Here is a 22,618-nt window from a genome sequence, read left to right as displayed (position 1 = left end):
TGTGGCCAATCCGGCGATGCTATCTCCGGTCAGACATGAATTGAATTAGGCCACAGCATGGTTCGACCCTACCTGCCGCTGAACGCCTTGCGGGCGTTCGAGGCCGCCTCCCGGCATCTGAGCTTCACTCGCGCGGCGATCGAGCTCTGCGTGACGCAGGCGGCTGTCAGCCATCAGGTGAAGCTTCTGGAGCAACGGCTCGGCGTCACGCTCTTCCGCCGCCTGCCGCGCGGGTTGATGATCACCGAGGAGGGTCTGGCGCTGCTGCCGGTGCTGCGCGAATCTTTCGACCGGATGGCCGACATGCTGGAGCGCTTCGAAGGCGGCCAGTTGCGCGAGGTGCTAAAGATCGGCGCGGTCGGGACGCTCGCCGTCGGCTGGCTGCTGCCGCGGCTTGCCGATTTCCGCACCCGCTTTCCCTATATCGACCTGCGGCTGTCGACCAACAACAACCGTGTCGATATCGCCGCCGAGGGCCTCGACTATACGATCCGTTTCGGCAACGGCGCCTGGCACGATATCGAGGCGGAAGCGCTGTTCGAGGCGCCGCTCTCCGTCCTCTGCATCCCACCGATCGCGCGGCAGCTGAAGACGCCGGAGGATGTCGCGGGCCAGACGCTGCTGCGCTCCTACCGCTCCGACGAATGGCCAAGCTGGTTCGAGGAGGCCGGGCTCTCGGCGCCGCCGATCCTCGGCATGGTCTTCGATTCCTCGGTGCTGATGGTCGAGGCGGCGATGCAGGGTGCGGGCGTTGCCCTCGCCCCGCCACTGATGTTCTCGCGCCAGCTGGCATCCGGCGAGATCGAGCAACCCTTCCCCATCTATATTTCCAAGGGCAGCTACTGGCTGACGCGGCTGAAGTCGCGACCAGTGACCCCGGCGATGGAAAACTTCCGGCGCTGGCTGCAGGAGATGTCGGCGGAGACCCGCGGCAGCTGATCCCGGCGGGTTGCTTTCGCCTCCGTCCTGTGCGATCACCCGCCCTCTCAAAAATTCGCGGGCGCGCATTTGCCGCCCTTTGTCACATCCGGGTCATCTCTTCCCGGTTCAAAGCATTTTTACTGATTTAAGGAGCACGGCCATGGCACGGGCGCTCGGGCTTGATTTCGGCACGACCAATACGGTTCTGGCAATGGCGGATGGCGCCAATGCCACACATTCGATGAGCTTCACCAGCGCGGCAGGCACTGCCGACAGCATGCGCACGGCGCTGTCCTTCATGAAGGATCCGCAGCTCGGCGCATCGGCCTTGAAGGTCGAGGCGGGTGCGGCGGCAATCCGCCAGTTCATCGACAATCCCGGCGATTGCCGCTTCCTGCAGTCGATCAAGACATTTGCCGCCAGCGCCCTCTTTCAGGGCACGATCGTCTTCGGCAAGCGCCAGAGCTTCGAAGATCTGATGGAAGTCTTCATCCGCCGCCTGCGCGCCTATGCCGGCGACAACTGGCCGTCCGATGTCAGCCGCATCGTCGCCGGCCGCCCGGTGCATTTCGCTGGCACCACCGCCGATCCGGCGCTCGCGACACAGCGCTACAACGAGGCGCTGTCGCGCTTCGGCTTCCCGGAAGTGCATTACGTCTATGAGCCCGTTGCCGCCGCCTTCTACTTCGCGCAGAACCTGAAGGCCGATGCCACGGTTCTGGTCGCCGACTTCGGTGGCGGCACCACCGACTACTCGCTGATCCGCTTCGAGACCGTCGCCGGCAAGCTGACGGCGAAGCCGATCGGCTATTCGGGTGTCGGCATCGCCGGTGATCATTTCGACTACCGGATGATCGACAATGTCGTCGCGCCGCAGATCGGCAAGGGGAGTCATTTCAAGAGCTTCGACAAGATCCTTGAGGTGCCGTCGAACTACTATTCGAGCTTCGGCCGCTGGAACCAGCTGTCGATCTTCAAAACCTCGCGCGAGTTCGAGGACCTGAGGAAGCTGGTGCGCACTGCCCTCGAGCCGGAAAAGCTCGAGCTCTTCGTCGATCTCGTCGATCACGACGAGGGCTACCCGCTCTATCAGGCGGTCTCTGCCACCAAGATGGCGCTCTCGGCGAACGAGGAAGCGGCATTCGACTTCGGCCCGCTCGGCCGCAGCGGTCACCGCACGATCAAGCGCAGCGATTTCGAAGGCTGGATCGGCGAAGACCTCGCCCGCATCGAAGGCGCGCTCGACGAGGTGCTGGAAAAGACGCAGACGCGCGCCGATGGCATCGACAAGGTGTTTCTCACCGGCGGCACGTCCTTCGTGCCTGCCGTGCGCCGCATCTTCACCGAGCGCTTCGACCAGGACAAGATCGAGACGGGCGGCGAGCTGCTGTCCATCGCCCACGGCCTGGCGCTGATCGGCGAGCGCGACGACATCGCGCAATGGACTGTGCAATAGCCGCTTAGGCCGGCGGCTGCACTTTCATTGCCGCCACTCGTCCGTTAAGGTTGCCGCATGATCTCCGCCAACGACCTCTCCCCGGCCGAACTTGCCGCGCTTTTGCATTTCCATGCAGATGCGGGTGTCGAGTGGCTGCTGGAGGAAGAGGCGGTCGACCGCTTTGCCGAATTCGAGGCGATGAAGGCGGCGCGCCGCGCGGCGGCACCTCAGCAGGCTCCGCAACAAAACACGCAGCAGCAGAGCCGCGCCACGGCGCCCCAGCGCCAGGCACCGGCTGCCGCCAGCGCTCCGGCAGTCCGCCCGCAACCCGCCATTCCCGATGGCGAAGCCGTCCAGCAGGCGCGCTTTGCCGCCGAGAGCGCCCGCTCGCTTGCGGAATTGAAGACCGCGCTCGAAGCCTTCAACGGCTGCAATCTGAAACACAGCGCCCGCTCGACGATCTTTGCGAGCGGCGATGCGGCGAGCGGCATCATGGTGATCGGCTCGGCGCCGAGCGCCGAAGACGACCGCGAGGGGCAACCCTTCGCCGGGCGTCCTGGCGCCCTTCTCGACAAGATGCTGGCTGCGATCGGCCTCGACCGTTCCGGCATCCTGCTGACGCAGGTCATTCCCTGGCGCCCACCGGGCAACCGCGTGCCGTCGCCCGCCGAGATGGATATCTGCCGTCCCTTCATCGAGCGGCAGATCGCGCTCGCGGAGCCGAAAGCCATCCTGCTGTTTGGAAATTTCGCCGCGCGCGTGTTTTTCGGGGAGACGGATACGATCCACGGCCTGCGCGGCCAGTGGAAGGAAATCGGCGCCGGCGGGCTTACGATCCCGGCAATCGCCACATTGCATCCGCAGGATCTGTTGACCGCGCCGGTCAATAAGCGCTTGGCCTGGAACGATCTTTTAGCGTTTCAGCAAAAGCTGCGCGATCTCGATCTGATTACAAAATAGCCAATCTTAAAGATTTTATGAAACGACCCATGCACATTATGCATGGCTGCGTCTCATTTAGGTGCATTGCAGAATCGATGCTGCGCGGCAATATATACTCGTGTCTTGGGAGGAATCTGACAGGAACCAAGGCAATGAACACACGTTTTCGTCCTATACACTGCGGGTTTGAAACCCTCCGCCTCGCGAACGACGCGGTTCGCACGACGCAAGGCTACAGCCGTCTCGGCTTCGCGACCAACGAACAGATGATCGCCCGCGGCACCGGCATCACCGGCCGCACGACGCGTCCGGCCGCCATCTTCGCCGATTTCCAGGAATATTGAGTAACCGCGCCGCCCAGCCGGGCGCGCGGATGGAGTAAAGCATGTCTGCCGTCATCATCTCGCTTCTGCGCAATATCGAAACGATCGAGCATATCCGCGCTGCCGTCTGTGCTGCGAAGGAATATGAGCGCGAGCTCTGCTCGACACAGACGGACCGCAAGGCGACCGACGTCGCCGCGATCGCGCTCTAAGCACAGACCGCGAACCTGACCGGATCGCGCTCGATCTGCATCTTGGCGGCTTCGAATGCCTGGTCGATATAGGCGAACTTGATCGCCTGCCAGCCGCAATATTCCCTCAGGAATGCGCCCGAAATCCAAAGCTGCGTCTTCTTCGGCTCGTCGTACCAGCCGAGACATCCCGTCTGTACCGCCTTGGCGAACAGGCGCTGCAGATGCGTGCGCGACATCATGAAGTCGCCTGCCAGATTGCGCGTCTCGATACGGCCGGCGTCATAGCGCTCGCCTTCGCAGGTCTCCAGATCGATCTTTGAAACGAGGTGATCGACGACGAGGCCGCCGGCTTCGGTCCACATGAAGAGTGCCACCTGCTCCGGCGGCTCGCGCCAGCGGGCATCCTTCAGGCAGTTTTCGGCAACCATCGGCTGGGCGATGCGAATCAATTCGGGGTTCGCCTGGAAACAGGCAGCGCGGTTGCCGCCATCGAGAACATCGAGTGCCGCAAGGTTCGAGAGGAACCACCCCGCCATCGCCTGATGACTGACATCGGCAGGCTCGAAATGCCGGGGCCGGCGCCGCTCCTCGCCCGGCGTATGGGCGATGAAGCGGTAGGTGATCAATTCTTCGATGAAATTGAGAACGGTGTTGCGGCTGGCGACCCTGTGCTCGGTGATGCACCCCGTCAGTGCCACGGCGGTAAAGCCGGATGACGGGTCGGAAAGGTCATGCCGCAGGCTCAGGCCATAGGCCGTCTGCGTCAGGAGCCAGCGCTGGTGGGAGGCAAGCAGCCGCGCCAGGCGCGGGGCAGCGTCGAACATACCGCGCATGTTGCCTGCGAGCAGGCGGATAGCGGCGAGGAAGTTCGGATGCTGAGCCAGTTCGTCCGCCGAAAATGCCATAAGCGCCCCCGCTCGCAAGCCAGCTTCCGGAGCTACCACTTCAGGGACATTTCCGTCCGGCGTCAGTGGCCATTCGCATATGCAAGGCTTTGAATAAATGAAACTTCGTCAGTTTCATCAACCATATTCAGCGGGTCATGTGTATCCCAAGATTTCGCCAGTACATTCCCGCCAAAAGCGCGAATCGACAGCTAAAACAACCGGAAAGCCTAGCCGCCGCCGGCGCGCTGGGCGTTGCGCCGTTCCAGACCGAGCTGGTGCTCGCGGTGGATGATGTAGATACCGGCAGCAACGACGATCGCCGTACCGACCATCATGTGCCCGCCTGGCACATCGCCGAAGACGACATAGCCGATCACGCCACCAAGCAGGATCGATGTGTATTCGAACGGGGCAACGGTGGAGACATCGGCATGGCGATAGCTCTCGGTCAGCAGAATCTGCGCCACCCCGCCGCAAAAACCGGCGACGATGAGATAGAGCGTCGTTTCCAGATCGAGCGAATACCAGCCGAAAGGCAGCGTCAGCAGCGAGCAGAGCGAGGCGATCATCGAGAAGTAGAGTACGATCGTCGCCGTCCTCTCCTCCTCGACCAGCTTGCGCACCTGGATCATCGCCATGCCGGCCAGCACTGCCGACATCAGCACGCAGATGGCACCGAGCGCCTGCTCGGCCTCGATGCCGCCGGCGCGAAACAGCGTCAGCTTCGGCCAGGAGACGATCGCCACACCGACGATGCCGAAGAACACCGCGCTCCAGCGATAGAGGCGCACGCGCTCGCGCAGGAAGACGGCGGCGAAGATGACGGCGATCAGCGGCGTCGCATAGCCGAGCGCGATCGCCTCGGGCAGTGGCAGATGCATCAGGCCGTAAAAGCCGAAACCCATCGAAACGATGCCGATCGTGCCGCGCTTCACATGGCCGATAGGATTGGCGGTGTAGAAGGCCGCCTTCAGCTGCCCGCGATAGGCGAGATAGGCCATGATCGGAAAGAGCGCGAAAAAGGAACGGTAGAACGTGACCTGCCCCGGAGCGACGTCGGTTCCCGCAAGCTTGATGAAGGTCTGCATGCCCAGGAACACGACCACCGACGAGACCTTCATCAGGATCCCCCTCATCGGGTTTCTCAGTACCGATTCCATGTCTTCCAATGCTCGCTTGCGGGAGGAGGCCGCCGACTCGGCGGCACATCGAAGTGCTGTACCATCGTAACCAAAGAGATCAGGCGTTGGGAAAAATTTCCGAAGAAAAGCGAATTTTGCGGACGTGCCAGGAAAAGTCCGCACGCCATGCGGAAAAGAAAGATCAATGGTCTTTGCTTTAAGTTTAGTTCAGACTTTAATGTAATCATCGCCCCCAAAATTTACGGCGGGGATTCCGTCCCTGTCTCGGTCATATCGATAAAGGTCTTCAGGGAACACTTATGCGTACAGACACAGGCCAGGTCATTAATCTGGCAGACTACCGGCCCACCGATTTCGTCCTTGAGCGCGTGGACCTGACCTTCGAGCTTGACCCGACGGAAACGAAGGTCGAGGCGCGGCTCATCTTCCATCGCCGCGAAGGTGTCGATCCGAAGACGCCGCTGATCCTCGATGGCGACGAGCTTTCCCTGTCCAGCCTGCTGTTCGATCAGATGGAAATGCCGGCGGAGCAATATACCGCAACGGCCGACAGTCTGACGGTCCGCGATCTCCCTGCGAGCGAACCGTTCGAACTGACGATCACCACGATCATCAATCCTTCCGAGAATACCCAGCTGATGGGCCTCTACCGTACCGGCGGCATCTACTGCACCCAGTGCGAGGCCGAGGGCTTCCGCCGCATCACCTATTTCCCCGACCGCCCTGACGTTCTGGCGCCCTATACGGTCAACATCATCGCCGACAAGGCGCAGAACCCGCTGCTGCTCTCCAACGGCAACTTCCTCGGCGGCGCCGGTTACGGCGAAGGCAAGCATTTCGCCGCCTGGTTCGATCCGCATCCGAAGCCGAGCTACCTCTTTGCACTGGTCGCCGGCGACCTCGGCGTCATCGAAGACACGTTCACGACGATGAGCGGCCGCGAAGTGGCGCTGAAGATCTATGTCGAACACGGCAAGGAGCCCCGCGCTGCCTACGCCATGGACGCCCTGAAGCGCTCGATGAAGTGGGACGAAGAGGTCTTCCACCGCGAATACGACCTCGACATCTTCATGGTCGTCGCCGTCTCCGATTTCAACATGGGCGCGATGGAGAACAAGGGCCTCAACGTCTTCAACGACAAATACGTCCTTGCCGACCCGGAAACCGCGACCGATGCCGACTACGCCAACATCGAGGCGATCATCGCGCACGAATATTTCCACAACTGGACCGGCAACCGCATCACCTGCCGCGACTGGTTCCAGCTCTGCCTGAAGGAAGGTCTGACGGTTTATCGCGACCACGAGTTCTCGTCCGACCAGCGCTCGCGCCCGGTCAAGCGCATTGCCGAAGTCCGCCATCTGAAGTCCGAGCAGTTCCCGGAGGACGGTGGCCCGCTCGCCCATCCGGTACGCCCGACAAAGTATCGCGAAATCAACAACTTCTACACGACGACGGTCTATGAGAAGGGCAGCGAAGTGACGCGCATGATCGCGACGCTGCTCGGCAAGAAGGCCTTCAAGAAGGGCATGGATCTCTATTTCGATCGCCACGACGGCCAGGCCGTCACGATCGAGGATTTCGTCAAGTGCTTCGAGGAAGCCAGCGGCCGCGATCTCTCGCAGTTTTCGCTCTGGTACCATCAGGCCGGCACGCCGCTGGTCACCGCTTCCGGCACCTATGATGCCAAGGCCAAGACCTTCACGCTGCAGCTCGAGCAGATGGTTCCGGCCACACCCGGCCAGGCCGACAAGAAGCCGATGCATATCCCGCTCAGCCTGGCGCTGTTTGCCGAAAGCGGCAAGGCGATCAAGCCGAAGTCGGTCGATGGTGCGGAATATGCCGATGAGGTCCTGCACCTGACCGGCCGCACGCAGACCGCCGTCTTCCACGGCATCGCCTCGCGCCCCGTCGTCTCGATCAACCGCAGCTTCTCGGCGCCGATCAACCTGCATTTCGATCAGGCACCGGCCGATCTCGCGCTGCTTGCCCGCCACGAGACCGATCATTTCGCCCGCTGGCAGGCGCTGACCGATCTGGCGCTGCCGAACCTTCTCAAGGCCGCCCGCGATGCGCGTGACGGCAAGGCGGTCGCCTGCGAACAGACCTTCGTCGACACGCTGCTTGCAGCCGCCTCCGACGACGCCCTTGAGCCCGCCTTCCGCGCCCAGGCGCTGGCGCTTCCGAGCGAAGCCGACATCGCCCGCGAACTCGGCGGCAACAATGATCCCGACGCGATCCATGCCGGCCGCCAGGCGGTGATGAAGCAGATCGCCGATCAGGGTGCTGCCATCTTCGCCACGCTGTTCGAGACGATGACGACACCGGGCGCCTTCAGCCCGGATGCCAAGAGCGCCGGCCGCCGCGCGCTGCGCAACGCCGCCCTCACCTATCTCTCCTATGCGGAGAACACGCCGGTTCGTGCCAAGGCCGCCTTCGACGCCGCCAACAACATGACCGAGCTCCTGCATGCCCTGACGCTGCTGGCGCACCGCTTCCCCGACAGCGCCGAAGCGATCAGCGCGCTGACCGCCTTCCGCGACCGCTTCTCCGAAAACGCCCTCGTCGTCGACAAGTGGTTCTCGGTGCAGGCAACGATCCCGGGTGCCGGCACGCTCGACCGCGTCAAGAAGCTGATGGACAGCCCGCTCTTCAAGCGCACCAATCCGAACCGCGTGCGCTCGCTGATCGGCACCTTCGCTTTCACCAACCCGACCGGCTTCGGCCGCGCCGATGGCGAAGGCTACCGCTTCCTCGCCCGCGAGATCCTCGACATCGACCAGCGCAACCCGCAGCTCGCGGCGCGTATCCTGACATCGATGCGGTCGTGGCGCTCCCTGGAGCCGGCACGCGCCGATTTCGCCCGTGCGGCCCTGATGGAAATCGAACGGGCGCCCGGTCTCTCGACCGACGTGCGCGACATTGTCGAACGTACGCTCAAGGGGTGATTTGCAAGCGAAAGGCTTCGCCGCTATCGGCGGAGCCTTTTGGGAATCCCCAAAAAATCAGCACTTATAAATAGTTAACAGATTTTTACCTTTGCCTCTGGACACAGCGAATCAGGAGTGATTCATTGGGTCAGGTTCGAGCGGCGGCGCTGCGAATCACACGAGGGATCAAGGTTATAGCGATGATGAACGTGCGGCGGGCAACTGCGGCCGAGGGACGGCTGCGTGTTGATTTCGGGGCGTTGCGGGGTTGGTCTCGGGCCACTCAGGGCAGCCGTCCGGCTGTCAGCCGCTCCGGCGCTCCGCGTCTTCCGCAGGTCGAAACCATCCTCAAGCGCGCCATCCCGGCGCTGATCGTTGCCTTTCTCTCCGTCGTTGCCGCCTCGCACATCTTCGGGATGATGTCGGAATATTCGCGGATGGGCGCAGCCGCCCGCCACGCAACGTCGCTCTCGGCTGCTGCGGCCGCCGCCGTCTTCACCGATGCCGGTCAGCTCTTCGAGGCCGGCAATGCCGCCGAGGCGCAGGCGCGCCTTTCGAAGTTCCTGCCGCAGGACCGCCTCGACAGCGGCTCGTTCATTCTCCTCGTCCAGGCGAGCGGCAAGGTCTTTGCCGCATCGGCTGCGGGCGTCTCCTATGTCGGCTCCAACGTCGCAGACTTCTTCCCCGAAGTCTCCGCCATCCGCCGCTTCGGCGACCGCGCCGGCGTCATCGAAACGACGATCAGCGGCGATCCCCACTATGCCGAGATCAGCCTCGTCGGCGGTGCGGGCGGCTATATCGTCGCCGCCACCTCGCTCGATCAGATCGGCAAGCTCTGGCGCGAGGAACTGACGCTGAACGTCACGCTGTTTGCCGGTATTTCCTCGATCCTGCTCGTCATTCTCTATGCCTATTACATGCAGGTCCGCCGCGCCCGTGATGCCGACGACATTTTCGTCGAATCCAACCAGCGCGTCGAAACCGCGCTGTCGCGCGGCCGTTGCGGCCTCTGGGATTTCGATTTCGAAAACCGCGAATTCTTCTGGTCGCGCTCGATGTACGACATGCTCGGCCTGCCGGCTTCCGACAAGACCATGTCCTTCAACGAGGCTGCCCGCCTGATGCATCCTGAAGATGGCGGCCTGCACGAGATCGCCCGCTCGATCGCCAAGGGCACCTCCGGCCAGGTCGACCAGATTTTCCGCATGCGCCATGCCGCCGGTCACTATGTCTGGATGCGCGCCCGCGCCCAGATGATCCGCAGCAATTCGGGCCGCATGCACATGATCGGCATCGCCATGGATGTCACCGAGCAGCACCGGCTGGCTCAGCGCTATGCCGAAGCCGACCAGCGCCTCGCAGACGCGATCGAATGCACCTCCGAGGCATTCGTCCTCTGGGACAAGAACGACCGCCTGGTCATGTGCAACGCCCACTTCCAGCAGGCTTACGGCCTCCCTGACAGCGTGTTGGTTCCCGGCACAGAGCGCAGCGTCGTCAATGCCGCAGCCGCCCGCCCGGTCATCGAGCGCCGCATGGTCGATCCGAACGGCGCCGGTCACTCGCGCACCGCCGAAGTGCAGCTCGCCGACGAACGCTGGCTGCAGATCAACGAGCGCCGCACCCGCGACGGCGGCATGGTCTCGGTCGGCACCGACATCACCCTTCTGAAGCGCAACCAGGAGCGCCTGCGCGACTCCGAGCGCCGCCACGTCGCGACCATCGGCGACCTCAAGGCATCGCGCCAGACGCTCGAACACCAGAAGGCCGAACTGTCAGTCGCCAACGCCAATTACCTCGTCGAGAAGGAACGCGCCGAAGCCGCCAACAAGGCGAAGTCGGAATTCCTCGCCAACATGTCGCATGAGCTGCGCACGCCGCTCAACGCCATCCTCGGTTTCTCGGAAATCCTGCAGAACCAGATGTTCGGCCCGCTCGGCTCGCTGAAATACGATGAATATGCCCGCGATATCCACGATAGCGGCCAGCACCTGCTGAATGTCATCACCGACATTCTCGACATGTCGAAGATCGAAGCCGGCCACATGAAGCTGCACCGCGAGACCGTCGATCTCGCCCCGCTCATCGAAGAGAGCCTTCGCTTCACCGCCATTCCGGCTGCCGAGAAGAACATCGTCATCGAGCAGCGCCTCTGCGATGGCATGACGCTGACCGCAGACCGCCGCGCCATGAAGCAGATCCTGCTCAACCTGCTTTCCAATGCCGTGAAGTTCACCAATGACGGCGGCCGCATCGCGCTTCGCACCCGCCGCGACGCCAAGGGCCTGATCGTCACCATCGCCGATACCGGCATCGGCATCCCGCGCAAGGCGCTGACCAAGATCGGCCAGCCCTTCGAGCAGGTCCAGAGCCAGTATGCCAAGAGCAAGGGCGGCTCAGGTCTTGGCCTGGCAATCTCGCGCTCGCTCACCTCGCTGCATGGCGGCAACATGCGCATCCGCTCCCGCGAAGGCGTTGGCACTGCAGTCACCTTCCGCATCCCGGATGCTGCCCGCTAAGCTTTAACGGTTACCTGAAAGATCTTCCGCACAGCCTTCGACAGCCGTTTCACTTCGCCTTCCAGCGTCTTGATATCAGGGCAATCGCCGGCGCGGCAGACGAGCTCGACGAGGCCAGACGGCGCCTCCTTCGGATCGAACAGACCATCGATGCAGAGCCGGATCAGCTGCGACAGCTCCGTATAGAGATTGAACGCCTCGAGGCAGGTGTCGAGATCAGCAGGCGCCATCAGTTTGCCGCCGAGCGCCTTCAGCGCCTCGCCGGTATTCATCCCGTTGACCTTCACTACCGAGGCCTTGGCCGGCGCCACCAGCGCCAGATACTGCGCGATGAACTCGATATCGATGACGCCGCCGGGGATCAGCTTCAGATCCCAGCCGCTCCCCGGCGCCTTTTCCTTGTCGATGAGATCGCGCATCTCGGCGACATCGCGGGCGACCTTGGCCGTATCGCGCTTGGCAGACAGGACATCGGAAATGATCCGCTCTGCAGCTTCCGTTAGGCTCGCATCGCCGCAGATCAGCCGGGCGCGGCTGAGCGCCATATGCTCCCAGGTCCAGGCTTCCTCACGCTGATACTTCTCGAAGGAATTGATGCGCGTCGCCACCGGTCCCTTGTTGCCGGAGGGGCGAAGCCGCATGTCGACTTCGTAGAGAATGCCTTCCGCCGTCGGCGCCGAGAAAGCGGCGATCAGGCGCTGGGTGATACGGGTGAAATAGCGCAGCGCATCGAGCGGCTTCTCGCCGTCGGATTCGGCAGCCGTATCGTCGTAGTCGTAGAGCAGGATGAGATCGATATCGGAGCCGGCCGTCAGCTCGAAACTGCCGAGCTTGCCCATGCCGGCAACGGCAACCCTGCCGCCCGGGAAACGGCCATGCGCCGCCTCGATCTCCTTCAGCACGCCGTCCAGCGCCGCTTCGATGATCAGATCGGCAAGATGGGTAAAGGCGCGCGCCGCCATGGCTCCGTTGATCGCCCCGGTCAGCAGCCGGATGCCGATCAGGAAACGCTGCTCGGCGGCGAAGATGCGCAGCCGGTCGAGAAGCTCCTCGTAGTAACGCGCCTGCACCAGCGATGCCTTGAGACGCTCGCCGAGATAGTCGCGCGTCGGCAGTTCCGCCATCAGGCCGGGATCGAGCATGCCGTCGAAGACATGCGGCTTGGCCGCGATCACCTCCGCCAACTTCGGCGCCGAGGACATGATGTTGACGATCAGCGACAGGAGCGCCGGATTGCTGCCGAGCAGCGAGAACAGCTGGATGCCCGAAGGCAGGCCGGAGATGAAGCTGTCGAAGCGCAGCAACGCCTCATCGGCCCGCTTGCTCTCGCCGAAGACACGCAGGAGCTCCGGCGTCAGCTCCGTCAGCCGTTCGCGCGCCTCCACCGATTGCGTGGCCCGGTATCGGCCATAGTGCCAGGTGCGGATGATGCGGGAAATGTCGGACGGGCGCTCGAAGCCGAGACGTTTCAGCGTCTCCAGCGTGTCAGGGTCGTCGTTCTGGCCGGTGAAGACAAGATTACCGGTATCGGTCGAAAGCTTGTTTTCCTGTTCGAAGAGCCGCGCATAGCGCCGCTCCACCGTCCTGAGCACCTCCACCAGCTTCTCGGAGAAGCTCGGCGTATCGCTGAAGCCCATCATGAAAGCGATGCGTTTCAGATCGGCTTCCGTTTCCGGCAACAGATGCGTCTGCTCATCACGCACCATCTGGATGCGGTGCTCGACATCGCGCAGGAACCAGTAAGCATCCGTCAGTTCGTCACGGGTCTCCGCATCGATCCATTTCGCCTTTGTGAGCTCGGCGAGCGTCTCCTCGGTGCCGCGGCTGCGCAGCACCGGCATCCGCCCTCCGGCGATCAACTGCTGCGTCTGCGCGAAGAACTCGATCTCGCGGATACCGCCGCGGCCGAGTTTGACGTTGTGCCCCTTCACCGCGATCGCCCCGTGCCCCTTGTGGGCATGGATCTGCCGCTTGATCGAATGGATATCGGCGATCGCCGCATAGTCGAGATACTTGCGGAAGACGAAGGGCACGAGGCCGCGCAGGAAATCCTCACCGGCAGCGAGGTCACCGGCAACCGGTTTCGCCTTGATGAAGGCCGCCCGCTCCCAGTTCTGTCCCCTGCCCTCATAGTAGATCATCGCCGCATCGACCGAGATCGCCAGCGGCGTCGAGCCGGGGTCGGGACGCAGCCGAAGATCGGTGCGGAACACATAGCCGTCGGCCGTCCGTTCCTGCAGGATGCGCACCAGCCGCCGCATCAGCCGCGGATAGATCTCGATCGCGTCATCTGGATCGGGCACGATGCCCGCCTGCTCGTCGAAGAAGACGACCAGATCGATGTCGGAGGAATAGTTGAGTTCGGAGGCACCGAGCTTGCCCATGCCGAGCACGATCAGGCCGGAGCCCTCGCTCGGCTTGGCGACGTCCTTCAGCACCAGCTTGCCGGCTTCATGCGCCGACATCAGCAGATGGTCGATCGCAGCGGCGACCGAGGCCTCGGCGAGCGCGCTCAGCCAGCCCGTCGTCTGGCGGCCGTCGAAGATCCGGGCGAGATCAGCAAGCGCGATCAGGAAGGCGACCTTGCGCTTGATCTGCCGCAGCCTCGCCATGACGGCGGATTCGGCCGGCAATGCGCCGTCGACAGGTTTCCAGCAGGCGCGCGCCTCCTCGATCAGCCCTTCGATCTCAGGTTCCAGCGGTGCCGAGATCGCCGCTGCCAGAACGGCATTGTCGATATTAGCGACCTCGCGCAGATAGGGAGACAGGGTGAAGGCGGCGGCGATGAAATCGAGCAGCGGCCCACCGGATTTCGCCATCGCGGCAACGGCGGGCTCTTCGCGGCCGATCTCCGCGAGATCGCTCAGCGCCAGCTTCAATTCGGCCTGGTTCAGCGGCTTCAGCGCCACCTCGCCAGCGTCCTTCAAGAGATGTGTCGACTTCTTCAGCATCCCGCCTCCCTGCTGCAACGCGCCGGATTCGCGTTGTCTCGCATGCGCTTAACCTAGAGCGGCAAACGCCGGGAGCCAATACCGTCTTTCAGTGCTGAAAACTCAGGCGGGCTTGACCGGAAAATGCATGGTCACCGTCAGGCCACGCCCTTCTTCCTTGTCGGGATAGGTGTCGGAAAGCTCGAGCGTACCGCCATGCAGTTCCATGACGGCCTCGACCAGCGACAGGCCAAGCCCGGTCCCCGGCTTCGACCGGCTCTCGTCCAGCCGCACGAAACGCTTGATCACCGCCTCGCGCTTGTCGGCGGGCACACCGGCGCCACTGTCGGCCACCGAAAGGCAGATCGCGTCCTGCCGACGCGCCAGCTTGATGGCGATCTGGCCGTGGCCGTCGCAATCGACGGAATATTTGATCGCATTGTCGATCAGGTTGAACAGCGCCTGGCCGATGAGTTCGCGGTTACCCTGCACGGAAATGCCGGGCTCGATATCCGAGGTCAGCGTCAGCCCGGCATCGTCGGCCACCGGCTCGTAAAGCTCGGCGCTGTCGGCGACGATCGCCGAAATCTCCACCGTCGACATCTCGGCAGCCACCGACCCCGCCTCGACACGCGAGATCATCAGCAGCGCGTTGAACGTCCGGATCAGTTGGTCGGATTCCGAAATGATCCCTTCGAGCGCCACGCGGCGCTGCTCGCCGTCATCGGTATCGACCGCGTCGGCCGCCTTGTTGCGCAGCCGCGTCAGTGGCGTCTTCAAGTCGTGGGCGATGTTGTCAGAGACCTGCCGCAGGCCTTCGTTGAGCTTCTCGATGCGCTCGAGCATGGTGTTCAACGACACCGACAGACGGTCGAATTCGTCGCCGGAGCCGCCGACCGGCAGGCGCTGCGAGAGGTCGCCGGCCATGATCTTCTTGCTCGCCGCCGACATGCGGTCGATGCGTTTCAGTGCGTTGCGGCCGATGCCGAACCAGATGATCAGCGCGCCGAGACCCATGATCGCCAGCGCCACCATCAGCGCCTGGCGCACCAGCACGCGGAAGCGTTCGGGTTCGCCGAGGTCGCGGCCGACGAGAATGCGCAAGCCATTGTCGAGCACGAAGATATTGGCGATTGCCATATGCCTGCGGTCGAGACCGCTTTCGGCATAGCGCTGGTAGAAGAAGGGAACCGAGGTCCAGCCCGTCTCCTCGAAGACACCGGGCTGCACCGAGGCTACGTTACCCGCCAGGATGTCGCCAGAAGGGCCGGCGATGATGTAGAGATTGGCGCCCGGCTGGCGGGAGCGGCGCTCCATTGAGCGCAAGAGCGCGTTGATGCCGCCGGTGTCATAAGCGCGTTTGACCTGATCGACTTCCTGCTGCACGGCCTCGCGGATCTGCCCCGTCAGCAGGCGCTGCGACATCGCCGTCACATAGATAACGAGCGTCGCGGCGCAGATGGCGAAGAGCAGGATGTAAAGGGCCGAAAGGCGGACTGCGGTAGATCGGAAGAGAAACCAGAAACGGTTCATCCCTCATCCTTGATCATGTAACCCGCCCCGCGGATCGTCTTCAGCAGCGGCTGGCTGAAGTCCTTCTCGATCTTCGAGCGCAGACGCGAGACATGCACGTCGATGACGTTGGTCTGCGGATCGAAATGGTAATCCCAGACATTCTCGAGAAGCATGGTGCGGGTCACGACCTGACCGGCATTCTTCATCAGATATTCGAGAAGACGGAATTCGCGCGGCTGCAGCGGGATTTCCTTGCCGCCGCGGCGCACTTCATGGGAAAGCCGGTCGAGTTCCAGATCGCCGACGCGGTAGACGACGTCCTGCTCCGGCGTGCCCTTGCGGCGGCCGAGAACCTCGACGCGGGCGAGCAGTTCACTGAAGGCATAGGGTTTCGGCAGATAGTCGTCGCCGCCGGCGCGCAGGCCGGTCACACGGTCATCGACCTGGCCGAGAGCCGAAAGAATGAGAACAGGTGTGTGAACGCCCTTGCGGCGCAGCTCGCTGATGACGGAGAGGCCGTCGCGGCGCGGCAGCATGCGGTCGATGACAATGACGTCGTAGGTATTTTCCGAGCCCATGAAGAGACCGCTCTCGCCATCACTTGCGTGATCGACGACGATCCCGGCCTCGCGAAAGGCTTTCGTCAGGTATACCGCAGCTTCGAGGTCATCCTCGATGATGAGAATCTTCATGCGGCTGACATTACCTGCCGGTTTTGTTTCGGCAAGGCTCAATACGTCTTCCTGTTGCGCTTGGGTCATCGCGGCACCTGTGGATGGAATGGAAGGGAGCCGCGCTGGGCTGGAAGCGCGGCTCCCCTTCTCTGGCGCATCATGGGGATGCGCCGGTCAAGGCTGTGGGGGGTCAGCCTTGGCTGTTGATCGGAAGGGCGACGAAGCGGCTGCCGTCCTTCGACTGGATCTGGAAGAGCGCCCGGGTGCGGCCGTCCTTCTTCGCCTGGTTCAGAACCTTGACGACATCGTCAGCGCTCGAAACCTGCTGGTTGTTAACCGAGGTGATCGTCTCGCCTTCCTTGATGCCCTTGTCGGCAGCGTCGGAATTCGGGTCGATACCGGTGATCGCCAGGCCCTTGCCGTCATCGGCCGGGCCGACCGTCAGGCCGAGATCGGCAAGCGCCTTCTCGGAAGCCGGTGCCTGCGGCTCCTGCTGCTGGTCGCTGTCGTCGTTGGCAGCGTCCTTCTGGTCTGCCGGCAGCGTGCCGAGCTCGACGTTGAGGGACTGCGCCTTGCCATCGCGCCAGATCGACACTTCGACCTTCTTGCCGGGCTGCATCGCACCGATGCGGCGGCTGAGATCGCGGGCATCCTTGACCGGCTCGCCATTGACGGCGGTGACGACGTCACCAGCCTTCATGCCGGCCTTCTGGCCGGGCGTGCCGTCCTGAGCAGATACGACGAGCGCGCCATTGGCTTCGGAAAGGCCGAGAGAGTCGGCGATGTCCTTGGTCACCGGCTGGATCTGCACGCCGAGGTAACCGCGCGACACCGTACCGTCCTTCATCAGGTCGGCAACGACGTCCTTGGCGGTCGAGGCGGGAATGGCGAAGGCGATGCCGACGCTGCCGCCCGACGGCGAGAAGATCGCGGTATTGATGCCGACGACCTGGCCATTGAGGTTGAAGGTCGGGCCACCGGAGTTGCCGCGGTTCACGGCGGCATCCACCTGCAGGTAGTCGTCATACGGGCCGGAGCCGATGTCGCGGCCGCGGGCGGAGACGATACCCGCGGTCACCGTGCCGCCGAGGCCGAACGGGTTGCCGACTGCGACAACCCAGTCGCCGACGCGGACATTGTTGTCGTCGGCCCAGTTGACGTAGGTGAACTTCTTGCCCTTGCCGTCGACCTTCAGCACGGCGAGGTCGGTGCGCGGGTCCTTGCCGATCAGCTTGGCGTCAAGCTCGGTACCGTCGTTCATGACAGCAACGAAAGCCGAACCGTCGGAAACGACGTGGTTGTTGGTGACGATATAGCCGTCTTCGGAGATGAAGAAGCCGGAGCCCTGGGCAACGGGACGCAGACGGCCGGGGCCGCCAGGACCACCGGGGCCACCCGGACCGCGATCGCCGAAGTGGCGCGGCGGACGCTGCTGGCCATCCTGGCCGTCACCGCCGTTCGGACCCTGCTCGCCGAACTGCTTGAAGAAGCGCTTCAGCGGGTGATCGTCCGGCAGGTCGTCAAAACCGCGGCCGTTGAAATCGAAGGAGAAACCGTTGCCGTCGTCGGAAGCCGGCTTGATGCGGGATTCGACGCGGACGGAAACGACGGCCGGCGAAACGGCGTCGACGACATTGGCAAAGCTCGGAACCTGCGGCGCCTGAACATTGACGGCTTCGGCATAGGAACGGGTGATCTCAAGCGGCACGCCAGTGGCAAGCACGGCGGCTGCGAGACCTGCGACGGTCGAAGCCTTGAGCGCAGTGGCAAGGGAGGGAGTCTTGAACATTATAGGCACCTTCTCTTCTTCATTTAGTCGGTCCGGCCCCCGGTCGGGATCGGCTGATGAAGGAAGATATAGGATGCGAGACCTTACTGCGAACTGTCTGGGCAATGAAAAATTTGTAATGTTGAGAGCGCTACAGCTTTCGGCTGCAACGCACGCAACGGGCCGGATTTCCGCAGGACTCAGGCCTGGCGGTCAGTCCGCATCAACTCGTCGAGCTTGGCTTGTTCGTCTGCCGTAAGACGGCTGCCGGTCGGTTTGCCGGTCCGGCGGCGTGCGAAGACGATGAGCGAAATGCCACCTGCCAGGATCAGCACGATGGGCGCGCCCCAGAGCATCACCGTGCGGATACTGAACCGCGGCTTCAACAGCACGAACTCGCCATAGCGCGAGACGATATAGTTCAACACCTGCTCATCGCTGTCGCCATCCTTGATGCGCTCGCGCACCAGCAGACGCAGATCCTTGGCGAGATCCGCATTGGAATCGTCGATCGACTGGTTCTGGCACACCATGCACCGCAACTCCGCCGACAACGTCCGCGCCCGGCTTTCCATCGCGGGGTCGGGGAGCACTTCGTCGGGGTTTACGGCGAAGGCCGGGAGTGGTGAGAGGAACGCGGCAAGTACGAGGAAGAGCCGCAGCGAGCGCCACAATCCCCTTCTCCCCTCGGGGAGAAGGTGTCCGTCAGGACGGATGAGGGGGCCACGCGTGCTGCCGGTTGCTTCTCGCTGATGCTCGTAGGCCTCCCAGCTGCGCTGCTCATCCCCCTCATCTGCCCTTCGGGCATCTTCTCCCCGCTGGGGAGAAGGGAGAAACCACGAGCGTCTCATTCCGCAGGCTCCATCGCCGGAGCCGATGGCTTCGCCGCCTTGGCCTTGCGCCGCGGCGCACCAACGCGCAGACGCCGGTCGCTCAGCGACACAAAGCCACCGATCGACATGATCAGCGCCCCGCCCCAGATGCAGAGAATGAACGGCTTCCACCAGATGCGCACGACGATGCCGCCGTCATTGGTGGGATCACCGAGAGAGACGTAGAGCTGGCTCAGCCCAAAGGTCACGATGCCCGCTTCCGTCGTCGGCATCTGCTGGGCGACATAGACCCGCTTGGCGGACCAGACGTCGGCGACTTCGACACCGCCGCGGCGAATGCTGAAGTGACCGCGGTCTTCCTTGTAATTCGGACCGGTCGCTGGCTGCATGCCGTCGAAATGCAGCGAATAGCCGCCGGCATCCGTGGTCTCGCCGGGCTTCATTTCCAGCACATGTTCCGTCGCAAAGGTCGAGACCGCGACGATACCGAGAACGGTGATGCCAAGACCGGCATGCGCAAGTGCGGTACCGAAGGCGGAGCGCGGCAGACCCTTCAATCTCCGCCAGGCGACGTTCGCCGCAACCTTGCCGATACCGGCGCGATACCAGAGATCAGCCGCAGCGCCGAAGACGAGGAAGAGACCGGCAGCAAGGCCGAGAACCGAAAGAACCGGCCCGCCATGCTCGATATAGAAGAAGACCAGCGCGGCCACGAAAGCGAGGCCTGCGACGACATAGAGCCGCTGCAGCACGCCGAGCAGATCGCCGCGCTTCCAGGCGAGCAGCGGCCCGAACGGCACGACCAGCAGCAGCGGGATCATCAGCAGCCCGAAGGTCATGTTGAAGAAGGGCGGGCCGACGGAGATCTTGTCGCCGGTCAGCGTTTCCAGAAGCAGCGGGTAGAGCGTGCCCGTCAGCACCGTGCCGCAGGCAACCGTCAGGATCAGGTTGTTCAAGACCAGCGCGCCCTCGCGCGAGATCGGCGCGAAGAGACCGCCTGCCGAAAGCAGTGGCGCGCGGAAGGCGAAGAGCGACAGCGCCCCGCCGATGAAGATCATCAGGATGCAGAGGATGAAGACGCCGCGGCTCGGGTCGCTGGCAAAGGCATGGACCGAGGTCAGCACGCCGGAGCGCACCAGGAAGGTGCCCATCAGCGACAGCGAGAAGGTCAGGATTGCGAGCAGCACTGTCCAGATCTTCAGCGCCTCGCGCTTTTCCATGACGAGCGCCGAATGCAGCAGCGCTGTGCCCGCCAGCCAGGGCATGAACGAAGCGTTCTCGACCGGATCCCAGAACCACCAGCCGCCCCAGCCGAGCTCGTAATAGGCCCAGTAGGAGCCCATGGCGATGCCAAGCGTCAGGAAGGTCCAGGCGGCCAGCGTCCAGGGGCGCACCCAGCGCGCCCAGGCAGCATCGATCCGGCCTTCCATCAGCGCCGCGACGGCAAAGGAGAAGCAGACGGAGAAGCCGACATAGCCGAGATAGAGAAGCGGCGGATGGATGGCGAGGCCGATATCCTGCAATACCGGATTGAGGTCACGCCCCTCGGCCGGCGCCGGATCGAGGCGCACGAAGGGGTTGGAGGTCAGCAGGATGAAGAGGATGAAGGCAACCGAGACCCATGCCTGCACCGCCAGCACATTGGCCCGCAGCGTATCTGGCAGATTGCGTCCGAACAGCGCCACCATGGCGCTGAACAGCGCCAGGATCAGCAGCCAGAGCATCATCGATCCCTCGTGATTGCCCCAGACGCCGGAATATTTGTAGATCAGCGGCACCAGCGAGTGCGAGTTCTCCCAGACATTCTCGACCGAGAAGTCGGAGACGACATGCGCATAGGTCAGGACGCCGAAGGAGAAGGCGACGAGGCCGAAGAGCACGATCGAGCCGAGCGGCGCGACGTCCATCATCGCCTGGTCGCGGCGGCGCGCGCCGATGACGGGGACGACGGAGAGAATGATCGCCGTCGCCAGCGCCAGCACGAGTGCGTAATGGCCGATCTCGATGATCATTGCGCGCCCTCGCCTTCCTTCCACAGCCCCTGGGATTTCAGCCGGTCGGCCACTTCCTTCGGCATGTATTTCTCATCATGCTTGGCAAGCACGGTATCGGCAATGAATTCGTGGCTCGATGCCTCGAACTTGCCTTCGGTCACCACGCCCTGCCCCTCGCGGAAGAGATCGGGAAGAATGCCGGTATATTTCACCTTCACCGGCTGGCCGCCGCCGTCGGTCACCGCGAATTCGACGGTCGAGCCGACGCCGCGCACGACGCTGCCCTCGCCGACGAGACCGCCCAGGCGGATGCGCGTCTCCGGCGCCACCGGCGTCTTGGCAAGATCGGCCGGCATGTAGAAATAGGCGACGGACTGGCTGAAGGCGAACATCACGAGCAGCACCGCGGCAATGATAAAGCCCATGCCGCCGCCGATTACCGCCAGGCGCTTCTGCTTGCGCGTCATTCCGTTACCCCCTCGGTCGCAATACCCAGCTCGCGCCCCAGTGCGAGCAGCTGCTTGCCTTGATCGCCGCCGGCCGGGAACACGGCCAGCCCGCGCTTCAGCGCGTCGGCCGCGCGATCCTTATCGTTCAATACGGCATAAGAGCGGACGAGCCGCACCCAGCCCTCGAAATTGTTGGGATCGGCCTTCAGCTTGGCGTCCAGGCTATCGACCATGCCACGGATCATCTGCTGCTGATCCGCCGGGCTCATGTTCTGGGCCGCGGCCACGTCTTCCTGCGTCGGTCCGCCCGGCGTCTTGTTGGAGGCAATCGGCGCGCCGCCATTCTTGGCGATATGATCGTTGACCAGCGGCAGCCACGGCGCATCGGCAGGCGATTCCTTGGCGATCGCCTCGAAGGCGGCCTTGGCCTGCCCGGTCTGTCCGGCCTGTTCCAGGCTCAGCGCCACGTAGAACTTGGCGCGCGGGTTGTCGGGCTCGATCGACAGCGACTGTTCCAGCGTCTGGCGCACCTCCGGCGTCACCATGCCGTTGGAACCGGCCATCAGCGACTCCGCCAGGCCGTCGAGGCGGATCGCGCTCGGTCCAAGCAGGCGGATCGCATTGCGATAGGCTTTCTCGGCATCGGCGATGCGCATCGCATTGAAATAGATCGGCGCCAGCACGTCCCAGCCCTTGCCGTCATCCGGGTTGAGCGCCAGATGGCGCTCCGCCTTGGAGACCAAGATTGCCATGTCGTTGCCGGGATTTTCGAGCCGTGCCTGGAGCGGTTGCGATGGCAGGCCGGGCCGTCCCATCGCAACGTAAAGACAGAGCCCGATGGCTGGCAGCAGTAGCAGGATGAAAGCCTCGCTGAAGCGGTGATGGCGCGCCGCCTTCGGCTCGGCGGCAGGACCCGTCGCCGAAACGGCGATCAACCGGCGGCCGATCTCGGCGCGCGCATAGTCGGCTTCATCGGAGGTGATCAGGCCGCCCGAGAGGTCGCGGTCGAGTTCGCGCAGCTGGTCGCGATAGACCGCCGCCTCGCCTGCGCGCGTGTCGTCGAGCGTCTTTCCGCCGCGCAGGAGCGGGTAAAGCAGCAGCGCGGCCACAGCCGCCGTCATTGCAGCAACAAGAATCCAGAAAAGCATAACGGCCCCAA

The 22,618-nt window shown here is 63.4% G+C and carries 17 protein-coding genes; 7 read left to right on the top strand and 10 right to left on the bottom strand.

What is annotated here, in order from left to right; all coding sequences use genetic code 11:
* The first annotated feature begins 57 nt into the window (after positions 1-57).
* From ACEN84_RS14835 to ACEN84_RS14815, 5 genes are all read left to right on the top strand, one after another.
* Positions 58-939, top strand: a complete 882-nt coding sequence (locus ACEN84_RS14835) for a LysR family transcriptional regulator (RefSeq protein WP_112719640.1) — start codon at positions 58-60, stop codon at positions 937-939.
* A gap of 142 nt (positions 940-1,081) precedes the next feature.
* Positions 1,082-2,377, top strand: a complete 1,296-nt coding sequence (locus tag ACEN84_RS14830; protein ID WP_413709099.1) for an Hsp70 family protein — start codon at positions 1,082-1,084, stop codon at positions 2,375-2,377.
* Between the two features lie 57 nt (positions 2,378-2,434).
* Entirely contained in the window at positions 2,435-3,319 is an 885-nt protein-coding gene (locus tag ACEN84_RS14825) for a uracil-DNA glycosylase (RefSeq protein ID WP_413709098.1), read from the top strand.
* 134 nt (positions 3,320-3,453) lie between these two features.
* Complete coding sequence (locus ACEN84_RS14820; RefSeq protein WP_112719643.1) at positions 3,454-3,645, top strand: hypothetical protein; 192 nt, start codon at positions 3,454-3,456, stop codon at positions 3,643-3,645.
* A gap of 41 nt (positions 3,646-3,686) precedes the next feature.
* Complete coding sequence (locus ACEN84_RS14815) at positions 3,687-3,836, top strand: hypothetical protein (RefSeq protein WP_165402614.1); 150 nt, start codon at positions 3,687-3,689, stop codon at positions 3,834-3,836.
* On the opposite strand, the gene ACEN84_RS14810 is transcribed toward ACEN84_RS14815, so the two are convergent.
* Together ACEN84_RS14810 and ACEN84_RS14805 are read right to left on the bottom strand one after the other, a co-directional pair.
* Positions 3,833-4,723 (bottom strand): hypothetical protein, encoded by an 891-nt coding sequence (locus ACEN84_RS14810; RefSeq protein ID WP_413709097.1) that lies wholly within the window; start codon positions 4,721-4,723, stop codon positions 3,833-3,835. The genes ACEN84_RS14815 and ACEN84_RS14810 overlap by 4 nt on opposite strands.
* Before the next feature lie 209 nt (positions 4,724-4,932).
* On the bottom strand, positions 4,933-5,865 hold the full coding sequence (locus ACEN84_RS14805; protein WP_112719645.1) for a DMT family transporter: 933 nt from the start codon (positions 5,863-5,865) through the stop codon (positions 4,933-4,935).
* A gap of 281 nt (positions 5,866-6,146) precedes the next feature.
* On the opposite strand from ACEN84_RS14805, the gene pepN reads away from it, so the two are divergent.
* Together pepN and ACEN84_RS14795 are read left to right on the top strand one after the other, a co-directional pair.
* Positions 6,147-8,795: an aminopeptidase N gene (gene pepN / locus ACEN84_RS14800; protein ID WP_413709096.1), complete on the top strand. Its 2,649-nt coding sequence runs from the start codon at positions 6,147-6,149 to the stop codon at positions 8,793-8,795.
* A 182-nt stretch (positions 8,796-8,977) separates the two neighbouring features.
* Positions 8,978-11,296, top strand: a complete 2,319-nt coding sequence (locus ACEN84_RS14795; protein ID WP_413709095.1) for a PAS domain-containing sensor histidine kinase — start codon at positions 8,978-8,980, stop codon at positions 11,294-11,296.
* On the opposite strand, the gene ACEN84_RS14790 is transcribed toward ACEN84_RS14795, so the two are convergent.
* The 8 genes from ACEN84_RS14790 to ccmI all read right to left on the bottom strand — a co-directional run bounded on the left by ACEN84_RS14790 (position 11,293) and on the right by ccmI (position 22,607).
* A complete protein-coding gene (locus ACEN84_RS14790) occupies positions 11,293-14,247 on the bottom strand; it encodes a bifunctional [glutamine synthetase] adenylyltransferase/[glutamine synthetase]-adenylyl-L-tyrosine phosphorylase (protein WP_413709094.1) in 2,955 nt (984 codons plus the stop codon). The genes ACEN84_RS14795 and ACEN84_RS14790 overlap by 4 nt on opposite strands.
* A 102-nt stretch (positions 14,248-14,349) precedes the next feature.
* On the bottom strand, positions 14,350-15,759 hold the full coding sequence (locus ACEN84_RS14785) for a sensor histidine kinase (RefSeq protein WP_112719649.1): 1,410 nt from the start codon (positions 15,757-15,759) through the stop codon (positions 14,350-14,352).
* Positions 15,756-16,502 (bottom strand): response regulator transcription factor, encoded by a 747-nt coding sequence (locus ACEN84_RS14780; RefSeq protein ID WP_281438209.1) that lies wholly within the window; start codon positions 16,500-16,502, stop codon positions 15,756-15,758. Before ACEN84_RS14780 ends, ACEN84_RS14785 begins: the two co-directional genes overlap by 4 nt.
* 103 nt (positions 16,503-16,605) lie before the next feature.
* Positions 16,606-18,204, bottom strand: coding sequence for a Do family serine endopeptidase (locus ACEN84_RS14775; protein ID WP_112719650.1), 1,599 nt, complete (start codon positions 18,202-18,204; stop codon positions 16,606-16,608).
* 179 nt (positions 18,205-18,383) lie between these two features.
* Positions 18,384-18,857: a cytochrome c-type biogenesis protein CcmH gene (locus tag ACEN84_RS14770; protein WP_246777501.1), complete on the bottom strand. Its 474-nt coding sequence runs from the start codon at positions 18,855-18,857 to the stop codon at positions 18,384-18,386.
* Positions 18,858-19,030: 173 nt separating this feature from the next.
* A complete protein-coding gene (locus ACEN84_RS14765; protein ID WP_413709093.1) occupies positions 19,031-21,028 on the bottom strand; it encodes a heme lyase CcmF/NrfE family subunit in 1,998 nt (665 codons plus the stop codon).
* Complete coding sequence (gene ccmE / locus ACEN84_RS14760; RefSeq protein WP_025555378.1) at positions 21,025-21,477, bottom strand: cytochrome c maturation protein CcmE; 453 nt, start codon at positions 21,475-21,477, stop codon at positions 21,025-21,027. The genes ACEN84_RS14765 and ccmE overlap by 4 nt, the downstream gene beginning before the upstream one ends.
* Positions 21,474-22,607: a c-type cytochrome biogenesis protein CcmI gene (gene ccmI, locus ACEN84_RS14755; protein WP_413709092.1), complete on the bottom strand. Its 1,134-nt coding sequence runs from the start codon at positions 22,605-22,607 to the stop codon at positions 21,474-21,476. The genes ccmE and ccmI overlap by 4 nt, the downstream gene beginning before the upstream one ends.
* Positions 22,608-22,618 lie beyond the last annotated feature (11 nt).

Origin of the sequence: Rhizobium sp. Rhizsp82, from assembly GCF_047325115.1 — a bacterium.
Taxonomy (GTDB): domain Bacteria; phylum Pseudomonadota; class Alphaproteobacteria; order Rhizobiales; family Rhizobiaceae; genus Rhizobium.
Note: the sequence above shows the minus strand (reverse complement) of the source record. Positions and strands in the feature narration are given on the sequence as shown.

Excerpts from the sequence above, each read along its gene's own strand:
- ACEN84_RS14830 (WP_413709099.1), top strand. The coding sequence starts at position 1,082 with ATGGCACGGGCGCTCGGGCTTGATTTCGGCACGACCAATACGGTTCTG.
- ACEN84_RS14795 (WP_413709095.1), top strand. The coding sequence starts at position 8,978 with ATGATGAACGTGCGGCGGGCAACTGCGGCCGAGGGACGGCTGCGTGTT.
- ACEN84_RS14825 (WP_413709098.1), top strand. The coding sequence starts at position 2,435 with ATGATCTCCGCCAACGACCTCTCCCCGGCCGAACTTGCCGCGCTTTTG.
- ccmE (WP_025555378.1), bottom strand. The coding sequence starts at position 21,477 with ATGACGCGCAAGCAGAAGCGCCTGGCGGTAATCGGCGGCGGCATGGGC.
- ACEN84_RS14775 (WP_112719650.1), bottom strand. The coding sequence starts at position 18,204 with ATGTTCAAGACTCCCTCCCTTGCCACTGCGCTCAAGGCTTCGACCGTC.
- ACEN84_RS14810 (WP_413709097.1), bottom strand. The coding sequence starts at position 4,723 with ATGGCATTTTCGGCGGACGAACTGGCTCAGCATCCGAACTTCCTCGCC.
- pepN (WP_413709096.1), top strand. The coding sequence starts at position 6,147 with ATGCGTACAGACACAGGCCAGGTCATTAATCTGGCAGACTACCGGCCC.
- ACEN84_RS14835 (WP_112719640.1), top strand. The coding sequence starts at position 58 with ATGGTTCGACCCTACCTGCCGCTGAACGCCTTGCGGGCGTTCGAGGCC.
- ACEN84_RS14805 (WP_112719645.1), bottom strand. The coding sequence starts at position 5,865 with ATGGAATCGGTACTGAGAAACCCGATGAGGGGGATCCTGATGAAGGTC.
- ACEN84_RS14780 (WP_281438209.1), bottom strand. The coding sequence starts at position 16,502 with ATGACCCAAGCGCAACAGGAAGACGTATTGAGCCTTGCCGAAACAAAA.
- ACEN84_RS14765 (WP_413709093.1), bottom strand. The coding sequence starts at position 21,028 with ATGATCATCGAGATCGGCCATTACGCACTCGTGCTGGCGCTGGCGACG.
- ACEN84_RS14790 (WP_413709094.1), bottom strand. The coding sequence starts at position 14,247 with ATGCTGAAGAAGTCGACACATCTCTTGAAGGACGCTGGCGAGGTGGCG.
- ccmI (WP_413709092.1), bottom strand. The coding sequence starts at position 22,607 with ATGCTTTTCTGGATTCTTGTTGCTGCAATGACGGCGGCTGTGGCCGCG.
- ACEN84_RS14815 (WP_165402614.1), top strand. The coding sequence starts at position 3,687 with ATGTCTGCCGTCATCATCTCGCTTCTGCGCAATATCGAAACGATCGAG.
- ACEN84_RS14785 (WP_112719649.1), bottom strand. The coding sequence starts at position 15,759 with ATGAACCGTTTCTGGTTTCTCTTCCGATCTACCGCAGTCCGCCTTTCG.
- ACEN84_RS14820 (WP_112719643.1), top strand. The coding sequence starts at position 3,454 with ATGAACACACGTTTTCGTCCTATACACTGCGGGTTTGAAACCCTCCGC.